Genomic DNA, 10146 nt, shown 5'->3' on the forward strand with positions numbered 1-10146 from the left:
CCAGATCGATGATCAGGAATTCACGTCGGCTCGCGGAGGCGGTAGAAGTGGACGTTGGTGGACGCGGCCGTGTACTCGATGTCCTCGCGTTCCTGGTCCTACGTGTCTTGGCTCGCCATCTCTCTGCCGCCCAAGCGGTCGGCGACGAACGCCGTGAGCGCCTGTCGGGACGGGTGCCCCCAGCCGATGCAGAACGGATGCCCTGCCGGGTCCGCGTACACCTGGTGTCCTTCGGCGGCGTCGAGATCGGGAGCTGGTTGGAGCAGCCGGGCACCGAGGGCGATTGCTTCTTCGTGCGCGGCTCGCGGGTCGTCGACATGCAGGTCGAGATGCACTTGCTGGGGAGCCCCGTGCGGCCAGTCGGGCGGAACATGGTCCGGCGCCAACTGTACGCCGATCCGCCAATCTCCAGCGGCGTCGACGACGCTGTGCCAATCGTCGTCTTCGAAGACGTGCCCGCCGAACATACCGGCCCAGAACGCACTCTCGGCACGTAGGTCAGCCGCGTCGAACACGATCACCTGACGCACCATGTCCATGACACGCACACTACGGGAGTGAGTGCTCGTTTTCGGGCCAGCGGGGCATTCCAGTGAGAGCGGGTGACGGAAATGGTTGACCATGCCTCGACCCCTGCGGCTCTTCCCTGAACGACACCGGGCGGCTTGATACGAACTTCTCGCTGAGTTCCGCGATGTGATGGCGTATTTCGTCAATGTCCACGCACGACATCGTGGCCAGCGAAGATCCCAATGGCGTCACCGGCAGACTCGGCGGCATGATGGATCGGATGGGCCATGCGAGTACCAAGGCAGCAACATCTACCTGCAAGGATCCGAGGCCGCTGACGCTCTGGGGCAGATCATCAAAGAGAGCATGAAGCCCCATACCGACGACAGCCAGGCGGGCGTGATAGAGCCGACCAGCCGAGATCAACTGTTCTGGTACGACGACCGAAAGCGCTTCATAAAAAGATCAAGGCCCGGGTCTCAAAACCATCGGTGATCTGGGCCTTCATGCTGAGAGCGGGTGACGGGAATCGAACCCGCGCTGTCAGCTTGGGAATTGCAGGGATCTCGCCTCGTAGGGGCGTCGACCTGGGGCTGACGACGGTCGTGAGTGACCGGTGGTTGATCCCTCGTAACCGCCCTTAACGGCACGCTAATGGCATGACGATCAGCCCCCGGCCTGGTGGCGGGCGCGGCCCGCTACCACCTCGCTAACCTGGCTTCTCATGCAAGCGCGGCAGGTGGCGGATGTGATGCCTGCCGCGACGGCGTTCCGACGCTCCTGTGGTAGTGCAGCATTGTTTGCAGCATCCTTCGTTGCACCTACTGCTGTAAACTGGCTGCATGAGTGTTCGCAAGAGTGTCCCAATGGGACCCGAGGATGTCACCACTCTGGAGCGCATGCACGCTCCCGTCAGCCCCGAGCGCCAGGCTTTGGCGCAGCTCACCGGTCAGGAGCTGGACGCCAGCTCCTCAGACGCAGAGATCCTCGCCGCGTTGGTCCGTGCAGGACGGGATGCCGTTACTCAGCAGGTGGCAACCACCGGGTATGCGGCGTGGGCGGCCGAGATGGACGACGAGGACCGCGCTTACCGCACCGCCCGCCGTGGCTGGGACCGCGGCAACGTGATGGATGGTGGGAAGCGAGTGTGAACGCTGCCCCCAACATCATCCCCGTCCGCGGCCGGGTCTATCGAGCCGATCTCGGGTTCGGGCTCAAGCCATGGCTCGTGGTCTCCAACAATGCCCGCAACAACGCCATCGATGATTGTCTGGTCGCGCGGATTACCACCACTCGCCGCGATCTGCCATCCTGGGCCGCTCTGCGCGCTGGTGACCCTCTCGCTGGCTACGTCAACTGCGACGACCTCGGCCCTCTGTACCGAGACCAGATCGTTGCCGATCTAGGGGCGCTCTCGATGCCCACAATGATAGACGTCGGCCGGGCGCTACACCGCGCCTTGGCTCTGTAACCCCTCTCATCAAGGCCAGTCGGCTTCTCCCAGGGAATCACGCAGATGGAGCTGCTCATCGTCCTTACCCGCACTCCATGACCTGCGCACAGGGGTATCACCCTTGTCGGAGTCGGGGGCCGGGCTCAAGGATCTGATGGCGCGGATGGGGCACGACAACGTACGAGAAGCGATGATCTATCAGCACGCGGTGCGAGGCGCGGACAAGACCATCACTGCTGCGATCGACAAGCACCTGATCGGCCAGGACGGGGCGCAGGATGACGATGAAGATCCGCCGGGGGTTCTGGTCTTGGCTGGATGATCCATTGCGCTGATGGCACGTTAATGGCACGCGGAGATCAAATAGCCCAAACAAGATCAAAGCCCAGGTCCCGAAAATATCGGTTGACCTGGGCTTTCGTCGTTGGAGCGGGTGACGGGAATCGAACCCGCGCTGTCGGCTTGGGAATCATCTGTTGATCTTGATGCTCTGAGCTGGGAAGAGAAGGCGCAGGTCAGACGGGGTCCGGTGACCGTGAGCCCCCGTGAGCGACCGTGGTTCCCCGTCCGTTCTGGCACGCATCTGGCACGAGATCGGCAGGTATGGCCGCCGCTACCAGAGGCTGTCAGTCCGGGAAGTATGTGAATCACGGTCGGTAGGGTTGCTGACCTGCGCGTGATGGCGGTCGTGAACGACTGTGGTTGACCCCTCGCCACCTTTGATGCACGCCAATTCCACGACGATCATGGTGCGACTGGACTTCTGAGCATCGTCGGTGGGTGAGCTATGCCACCTTCACCGAGTGGGGGCCGACACTGATGGTGATGTCCAGATGCCCGCCCAGCGCAGCCGCGTAAGCGCGGAGGGTCTCCAGTTCCATGGCCTCAATACTGCCGTTTTCGATCTGAGAGATCCGCGATTGGGACACACCCAGGATCTGGGCTACGTCGGCCTGGGTCTTCCCGATGGACTTGCGGAGTTCCCTGAGGTGGTGGCCGGCGATGTACGCGTCGAGTTCGGCGCGGGCCTTGGCCTGACGTTCCGGATCTGCCATCTCAGGGTGACGGCGGTGCGCCTCGGCCTTGATGTCCTGCCATCGACGGGCGGTACTCATCGATCGGTCTCCTTGTCCTGCTCCGCTCGGTAATCGGCGTAGCGCGCTTCGGCGAGCGGTATGGCCTCGTCGTACCAACGAGACCATTGTCCTGCTTTGTCGCCTGCGACCAAAAAGATCGCTGCTCGGTCGGGGTCGAAGACGAAGAGCATCCGAATCTCTGATCGCTTGCGTGAGCCGGGCCGCAGTTCCTTCAGGTTCCTGAGGTTGCTGTGTTCGAGGGTGTCGACGAGCGGTCGCCCCAGCGTGGGGCCGACCTCGGAGAGGCGGTCGATAGCCTGCTCGATCAGCACCGCAGTGTCCGGATCGGACTAGCACAGCTTCAAGAACCACATCTCCACAGGTTCCAGCAGGATGACATCCCAGGCCATGAAGCCAACATAACCTAGGACTCATATTGCGCCAGTCGAATCGCGGGCGCAATGACATTCGCGACGACCTCTGAGGTGTCGGGTGGCGCGCGATCCTCTGTCGGAAGGTGTCCGGCTCGGACGCGTCTCAGCAGGTTCTGCGGTGGTCACTTGTCTCCCCCTGCATGATCTCCATCACACCGGAGACATGATCGCGGTGGGCCGTGGGCCCGGATCTGATGGCTCCAACGGGGTACGACAACGCACGCCCGACGATGATCTATCAGCACGTGGTGCGAGGCGCGGGCAAGATCACTACCGCGGCGATCGACAAGCACCTGATTAGCCAGGACCGCGCACAAGATGACAACGATGATCCGCCCGGGATCCACGTCCGGCTAGGTGATCCGCTGAGCTACCGGCACGCAGAGATCAAATAGCCCGAACAAGATTAAAGCCCAGATCCAAATCCATAGGACGACCTGGGCTTTCGCTTGTGGAGCGGGTGACGGGAATCGAACCCGCGCTGTCAGCTTGGGAATCGGATACTGATCATGCTGGGCTGAAGTGGGAGAACAGAGGCGCAGGTCATGGTGTGTCGGCCGACGTGAGTCCCTGCGAGTGACCGCAGTTCCCCGCCTCTTCTAGCACGGATCTGGCACGAAACCCTCCGATGCCCTTGGCTGCACGGCCTGACCGAGCTGCTCCGTAGGTCCGCGAGCCGAACCCTCTGTCTCAGCGATACGCGTTAGGCAGGCCGCACGATCCACGACGACACTGCCGCCGGGGTTCTCTGTGCCGGGCGCTAGTAGCACGCTGTGGTGGGCCGGATTGGGGGACGGAAGGTACACGGGAAAGGATGCTCCTAGGAGCTGTTCGGGGCTCGGATCTTGGTGGGGCCCGGTAGCTGGCTGGCCGTGGCTGGTAGAACTCGGATGTGGCGCGCTTTGATGTGACCGATGCCGAGTGGGCGTTGATCGAGCCGCATCTGCCGGTGGCGGCTACCGGGCCGTTGCCACGGCGGGTGCGTGATCAGTTCAACGGGATCCTGTGGCGGTTCCGCACCGGGTCCGGCTGGCGTGACGTGCCGGAACGCTACGGGCCTTGGTCCACGCTCTACTCCCGGTTCAGCGGCTGGGCCAAGGCCGGGGTGTTCCAGGGGCTGATGGACGCGCTGATCGCCGAGGCCGCCTCGCGCGGGCAGGTCGGGCTGGAGTTGGTCAGCGTGGACTCCACGATCGTGCGGGCGCATCAGGAGTCGGCCGGGCTGGCGGTCGCCGGGGAGACCCTGGACGCGCTGGAACAGGCGCTGACCGAGGAAAAGGGGGCTCCGCTTCCGGAGCAGCCACCGGTGCTGCGAGTGATGCGCCGCAGGTCACACCCGGCCCGGACGGCCCAGATGGCCACGACGGCCCAGATGGAGCGGACGGTGCTGACGCGTCGCCGGGCCAGGATCGTGCCGCCACACGGCGACGCCGCAAGGTCCGGGCGGCGGCTGCCTGGCTCGGCCGATCCCGGGGCGGGCTGAGCAGCAAGGTCCATGCCGCGGTCGACGCCGCCGGGCTGCCGCTGGCCTTCGTGCTCACCCCTGGGCAGGCCGCTGACTGCCCGCGGTTCATCACCGTCCTGAACAAGATCCGCATCCCCGGCCGGGCCGGCCGGCCTCGTACCCGCCCCGACGCGGTGGCCGCGGACAAGGCCTACTCCTCCAAGGCCAACCGTGCCTACCTGCGCCGCCGCCGGATCACGGCGGTCATCCCGGAGAAGACCGATCAGCAGGTCAACCGGAAGAGGAAGGGTTCAGCCGGCGGGCGGCCCGTCGGCTTCGACCCGGAGCGCTACCGGCAGCGCAACACCGTCGAACGCTGTTTCCAGAAGATCAAGACCTGGCGTGGATTAGCCACCCGATACGACAAAGCCCCGGAAAGCTACGAGGCCGGACTTCACCTCCGGGGCTCGATCATGTGGCTGAAGCTCCTTACCTCAACCACATGATCCGAACTCCGAACAGCTCCTAGCCGAATAGGGGTTCTTGTTGCGTTCGGCGGTAGCGCACATGGACGCTTTTCGGGCTGCTACCGACGATCTCGATGGTGCCTTCGTCCCGCATGATCTTCAGCCATCGCCGTACGGTCTGATCGCCGAGACCAGTTCGGGCAACCAGCTCGGCCCGAGACAGAGTCTGGTTGCCGAGGACAGCGAGCAGTTCGGGTCTGCGATCAGCGCGGGAGGATTCGACTACGGCCGCCGAAGGGCGCTCAGGGAGCTGATACCTGGCCCATCGGCGCGTCCCGGTTTGCGTGATGAGTTCGCGGGCGACGAGGTCTCGGAGTTCGCTGGTCGCAATGCGTGAATCGACGCCAGTCGCGTTGCGGTAGACGCGGTTGTCAAGGATTCCCTCCTCGCGCAGCAGGGCAAGGGCGATGCATTGGCTGTCGGTCAGTCCTTTCTCGCCCAGGCTGTGGATCCAGGTGATGGTTTCCTCGCTCAGGAGGGTGTGGTTGGGGAAGGTGACCGTAAAGGATGAGATTTTGTCGTCGAATCGAGGCGGATTCATTCCGGCGGTGAGCAGCGCGTTCAGCATGGCGCGGATACCCGAGCCGCGATTCTCGCAGACTGTTCGGGTTTCGCCGGGAAGAGGGACGTCTTCCAGAAGTTTGATGAGGGTGGCGTTGCGGGCGGAGGAGATGCCTTCTTGGCCGAGGCTGTCGATGGTGACGGGGCCGAATAGGCCGCCGGGGTTGCGGATGAGCAGCCGGTCGGGGTACATCTCGATCTGGACCTGGGTGCCCCGGGCAGCGCTGGACAGATCGCGGTGGACCAGGGCGTTGACTACCGCTTCCCGCAGGGCGGTCTCGGGGTACTCCCAGACATCCTGGCGGCCCGCTCCGGAGATGATCGCGCGGCGGGACATGTTCCTGCGGATGGCCGCGAGCGTGTCGCGGACCATGACCGGGATCGGACCTTCCAACGTCACGTTGTCCAGGAACCGCTCGTTGGAGCTGGGGCCGCTGTCGGTGGGGTAGTGGACGAAGGTGACCATGAGCTGGGGGAAGTGCTCCTGCGGATAACTGCCGAGGGCCAGCAGGCCGGCCAGCGAGACCACGTCTTCGCTGTCATCACTGGGCACCAGCACTCTGGCGCGGCGAAGCGCCGACTGGAAGTCAAGATCCTTGAACGCGTGGGGGCGGCTGATCTTCAGCCGGGCGATCAACGCGGTGACGCTGGCAGGATCGAGTTGATCCAGGCCGATGCCGTGAACGGCCTGCTCGTCGTCGCGCGGTTGTCCCCGGGATGACAGCATGACTTGGACCTCGTACGCGGACAGTCGGCGATCGCCATCGCTGATTCTGATATGGCTGCCTTTGGTGATTCCGGCCCCACGGGCATAGCAAGGTTTCTGGGCGGGATCGAGTTCAGGGATCTCCGCGACCAGGATGTGAACACCCTCGAAGTCGTGGATTTTGATGAGGGGCCGAAGCGGAGGCTCCAGATCTGCGGCACACATTGCGCCGAGATCGGCGGCCAGCCGTGCCGGGTCAGTCAACCCGGTCGCGCGGAAAGCCTGAGCTTCGTCTAGCCCGAGAATGATCACTCCTCCTTGGGTGTTGGCGAAGGCCGAGAGGGTCTCGCGAAGCGACTTGGGTAGCCCGCCATGTGCCTTCTTCACCTCGACATCGGCGATGTCCGCTCCGATGTCGCGCAGGTTGGCAATGACCTCGGCGAGTTCCGCGTCGAGCACCTCGTCACCCCTCGTGAAGCATGTTAGTTAGCATGCTAGTTGATGTGGGTGGCGAGCGGGCAGATTTGAGGATGCTCGCGCCTGGTGAGCGGATGGTCGCCCGCTGGTGTTGGCGTGGAGCTCAAACAAGCGTGAGAAAGACCAAGGCCCAGGCTCCGAATCCATCGGATGACCTGGGCTTTCGTTACGTGGAGCGGGTGACGGGAATCGAACCCGCGCTGTCAGCTTGGGAATCATCTGTTGATCTTGGGGCCCTGACCTGGGAAACGAAGGCGCAGGTCAGACGGGGTCCGGTAACCGTGAGTCCCCGCGAGTGACCGTGGTTCCCCGTCCGTTCTGGCACGCATCTGGCACGAGGTCGGCAGGTACGGCCGCCGCCACCTGAGGTCGTGTTGGTTCTCACTCAGCGAAGAGGTAGCGCTCGGACGCGGATGCCGGAGGTGGTGAAGGCGGCGACGGCGCCTGCCTGGAGGTGCGGTTCGAGAACGTCGAGGTGGTCAATGATGATGTTGACCAGATCCGGTGGCCGAAGTCCCAGTAGCTCCCGTACCAGGATGACCGAAGGCTCGGTCGCGCGGGTCTGGGCCAAGAGCGCCCCGAAGTCCGTGTCGGCGGAGATGATGACGCGCCCGTCCGCCACCGCGAGGGTCATGACGGTGGTGTCTGGCGCGCTCGTCGCGTCGAGGTCACGGACGTGTACTGAGTCGTGCCCGGCCTTGGTCAGCAACTCGGCGACGCGGGGTGAGAGGTTCTCGTCGATCAGGAAGTTCACGCCGGCTCGCGGAGGCGATAAAAGTGGACGTTGGTGGAGGCGGCTGCGTATTCAAGGGCCTGCTTGATGTCCTCGCGTTCCAGGTCGGGGTAGTCGGAAAGGACCTCATCGAAGGTCCACCCGGCGGCGACCAGCCGTACCACTGTCTCAACGCTGATCCGCAGACCCCGGACGGTGGGCTTGCCTTCGAGCTTGTCGGGCTCGACGTTGATCCGATCGAAGTTCATGATGTCTCCCCTCCCTCCTGATACTGCCAGGTTGGCCATCAGGGAGCGACTGAGATGCGTTGGGAGGAACAGCAAAGCCCAGGTCCCGATCTACTGGATGACCTGGGCTCTCGTACGTGGAGCGGGTGACGGTGTCAACGACGCGCGAATCCTGGCTCTGTCTCACTTTTGGTGATCACGTCAGTCGGCCAGCAGGATGCGCTTGCGTAACAGGTCCATGTTCGCTCGGCCGTAGCCTTGCCGTTTGAGGGTCTTGATTCGGTTGACGTGGCCTTCTACCACGCCCGAGCTCCACGGCAGGGACAGACCGGCCCGGACCGCGTCGAGGTCGCGACGCAAGCCCGTGACGAAGGAATGCAATGCTGGCAGGTCGTCGGCGCGGGCGGCGTTTGCCCATGCCTCCAGCTGATCGCCGCGCCGCTGGGTCATCATGGCGGCGAAGGCTTGGACGTGCCCGCGTAGCGCGTTCAGGTGCGGGCAGTGGCGGAGGATCGCCAGCAACTGCCGGTGGTCCTCGGCCTGGAGACGGTCGGGATGCCGCATGATCCACGCGGTGACGGCACGGGGTTTGGGCGGGACCGGCGTGGAGGTGGGAGGCGGAGCATCGGAGCGGAAGGGCCGCAGATAGTCCCGGACGCTGGAATAGCCGCCCGGGTAACCGCGTTCGCGAAGCTCGCGCCAGAGAAGGGTGGCGTCGCGGATCCCGTCCCGCCACCGCTGGTGCAGGTAGGGCAGATAGGGGGCCAGCTGGCTCGGACGGCGGCCGGTGCCGTCGTTGACCAGGAGTTCCTCGGCCGATGCGGCGCGAGCGTAGCGGCGCACGGTGCCCAGGGCCAGGCGGAGATCGCGGCCGATCTGCTTGAGGCCGTGCCCGGCGGCGAGCCGGTCGTGGACGGCTTGGTGGCGCTGCCGGGTCCGCACCGCCACCCGATCATCTCGCGGCGAGGATGCCTGGGGTGCCGGCGCCGGCCGTGAGACCTGGACCGGCTCGGAGTTGTCCAGCGGGCCGGCCTGGGCGGCCTGGATGGCTGCGTGTAAGCAGGAGCGATGCTGGGCGATGCTGCGTTCGACGGCATCGCCGAGGTTGCTCCAGATATGCCATCGATCGGCCACCTGTATCGCCTCCGGTGCGCCGCGGTCGGCGCCCTCGGCGTAGCTCCCGGCGCGGTCCCGGCAGATCACCTCCACCCCGGGGCGGTTGGCCAGCCAGGCGGCGAAGGTGTCGGCGGACCGACCGGGCAGGACATCGATCGGGCGGCGGGTTTCCACGTCCACCAGCACGGTGGCATAGGAGTGCCCGCGGCGCAGGGCGAACTCGTCCACCCCCAGCACCCGGGGCGTGGCGGTGGCGGGGTCGGGCAGGGCGCGGATCAATCGCAGCAACGTCATCGCGCTGACCGCACTGGACAGCTGTGTGGACAGGCGGGCTCCGGCCCGGCCGCCCAAGGCCAGCGCCAGCGCGGTGAGCACCGCCCCGAGCCCTGGGCTGCGCCGCCCATGCCGGACGGTCACGCCGGGCACCTGCTCGGCGAATATTGTCTTCTCGCACAGGGCGTTGAGACAGAAGAACCGGCGGACCCCAGATAGATGACCGTTTCCCTACCGCTGATCGCGGTGTCATCGACCCTGCGCCGGTAGCGGCTATGCACACGCTTTGAAGCCATCCCGCAGTCCGGGCAGATGGCGTGGGCGGGGTGGGTGCTGGCCTCGATGCGGACCGACCGACCAGCTGGCAGCACACGATCGATCCGCACATGTTCCAGGTGAGGGAACACAACGCTCAACAGCTCAGTGACAGACACCCAACATGATCACGAAGACAAGGTCTGCGTCGCACGAGATCACCAAAAGGATGCTGTTGGTGATCTTCGAGGTCATTGTGGGGTCTGGGCTGACAGCCGTCGGCAGAGTCGCTGAAGCTGGCTGACCGGGCGTGGCGGACGGTCGGGGACGATGCCCGGGGTATAGCAGTCGGCG

The 10146-nt window shown here is 64.9% G+C and carries 12 protein-coding genes and 2 pseudogenes; 6 read left to right on the forward strand and 8 right to left on the reverse strand.

What is annotated here, in order from left to right:
* Positions 1-98: 98 nt before the first annotated feature.
* Positions 99-539, reverse strand: a complete 441-nt coding sequence (locus KIP79_RS35095) for a VOC family protein (RefSeq protein WP_214109280.1) — start codon at positions 537-539, stop codon at positions 99-101.
* A gap of 813 nt (positions 540-1352) precedes the next feature.
* Between KIP79_RS35095 and KIP79_RS47725 the strand changes: the two genes are divergently transcribed.
* The 3 genes from KIP79_RS47725 to KIP79_RS35105 all read left to right on the forward strand — a co-directional run bounded on the left by KIP79_RS47725 (position 1353) and on the right by KIP79_RS35105 (position 2285).
* Positions 1353-1661, forward strand: coding sequence for a molecular chaperone GrpE (locus tag KIP79_RS47725; protein WP_250214337.1), 309 nt, complete (start codon positions 1353-1355; stop codon positions 1659-1661).
* Positions 1658-1981: a type II toxin-antitoxin system PemK/MazF family toxin gene (locus KIP79_RS48740; protein WP_308170051.1), complete on the forward strand. Its 324-nt coding sequence runs from the start codon at positions 1658-1660 to the stop codon at positions 1979-1981. The genes KIP79_RS47725 and KIP79_RS48740 overlap by 4 nt, the downstream gene beginning before the upstream one ends.
* Positions 1982-2084: 103 nt before the next feature.
* Positions 2085-2285 carry a hypothetical protein gene (locus KIP79_RS35105; protein WP_214109281.1) on the forward strand — a complete coding sequence of 67 codons (201 nt, stop codon included), beginning with the start codon at positions 2085-2087 and terminating at the stop codon, positions 2283-2285.
* A gap of 463 nt (positions 2286-2748) precedes the next feature.
* On the opposite strand, the gene KIP79_RS35110 is transcribed toward KIP79_RS35105, so the two are convergent.
* Together KIP79_RS35110 and KIP79_RS35115 are read right to left on the reverse strand one after the other, a co-directional pair.
* Entirely contained in the window at positions 2749-3078 is a 330-nt protein-coding gene (locus KIP79_RS35110) for a helix-turn-helix domain-containing protein (RefSeq protein ID WP_214109282.1), read from the reverse strand.
* The gene (locus tag KIP79_RS35115) at positions 3075-3371 is read right to left on the reverse strand and encodes a type II toxin-antitoxin system RelE/ParE family toxin (protein ID WP_372453734.1); all 297 of its coding nucleotides are present in this window, start codon (positions 3369-3371) and stop codon (positions 3075-3077) included. The genes KIP79_RS35110 and KIP79_RS35115 overlap by 4 nt, the downstream gene beginning before the upstream one ends.
* Positions 3372-3652: 281 nt before the next feature.
* Between KIP79_RS35115 and KIP79_RS35120 the strand changes: the two genes are divergently transcribed.
* The 3 genes and pseudogenes from KIP79_RS35120 to KIP79_RS50250 all read left to right on the forward strand — a co-directional run.
* Positions 3653-3868 carry a hypothetical protein gene (locus KIP79_RS35120; RefSeq protein ID WP_214109283.1) on the forward strand — a complete coding sequence of 72 codons (216 nt, stop codon included), beginning with the start codon at positions 3653-3655 and terminating at the stop codon, positions 3866-3868.
* Between the two features lie 512 nt (positions 3869-4380).
* On the forward strand, positions 4381-4956 hold the full coding sequence (locus KIP79_RS50245) for a transposase (RefSeq protein ID WP_372453737.1): 576 nt from the start codon (positions 4381-4383) through the stop codon (positions 4954-4956).
* Positions 4857-5423 (forward strand): annotated as a pseudogene (locus KIP79_RS50250) (IS5 family transposase); the annotation flags it as partial. The gene KIP79_RS50245 and the pseudogene KIP79_RS50250, both read left to right, overlap by 100 nt.
* A 19-nt stretch (positions 5424-5442) precedes the next feature.
* Here the strand turns inward: KIP79_RS50250 and KIP79_RS35130 are convergent.
* The 5 genes and pseudogenes from KIP79_RS35130 to KIP79_RS50255 all read right to left on the reverse strand — a co-directional run bounded on the left by KIP79_RS35130 (position 5443) and on the right by KIP79_RS50255 (position 9971).
* A complete protein-coding gene (locus KIP79_RS35130) occupies positions 5443-7170 on the reverse strand; it encodes an ATP-binding protein (protein ID WP_214109284.1) in 1728 nt (575 codons plus the stop codon).
* A gap of 403 nt (positions 7171-7573) precedes the next feature.
* A complete protein-coding gene (locus tag KIP79_RS35135; protein ID WP_214109285.1) occupies positions 7574-7942 on the reverse strand; it encodes a DUF5615 family PIN-like protein in 369 nt (122 codons plus the stop codon).
* Positions 7939-8169: a DUF433 domain-containing protein gene (locus KIP79_RS35140; RefSeq protein WP_214109286.1), complete on the reverse strand. Its 231-nt coding sequence runs from the start codon at positions 8167-8169 to the stop codon at positions 7939-7941. The genes KIP79_RS35135 and KIP79_RS35140 overlap by 4 nt, the downstream gene beginning before the upstream one ends.
* Before the next feature lie 180 nt (positions 8170-8349).
* Positions 8350-9735 (reverse strand): annotated as a pseudogene (locus KIP79_RS35145) (ISL3 family transposase); the annotation flags it as partial.
* Positions 9678-9971 (reverse strand): transposase family protein, encoded by a 294-nt coding sequence (locus KIP79_RS50255; protein ID WP_372453735.1) that lies wholly within the window; start codon positions 9969-9971, stop codon positions 9678-9680. The pseudogene KIP79_RS35145 and the gene KIP79_RS50255, both read right to left, overlap by 58 nt.
* Positions 9972-10146 lie beyond the last annotated feature (175 nt).

Origin of the sequence: Acrocarpospora catenulata (genome assembly GCF_018476525.1) — a bacterium.
In the GTDB taxonomy this organism is placed as follows: domain Bacteria; phylum Actinomycetota; class Actinomycetes; order Streptosporangiales; family Streptosporangiaceae; genus Acrocarpospora; species Acrocarpospora catenulata.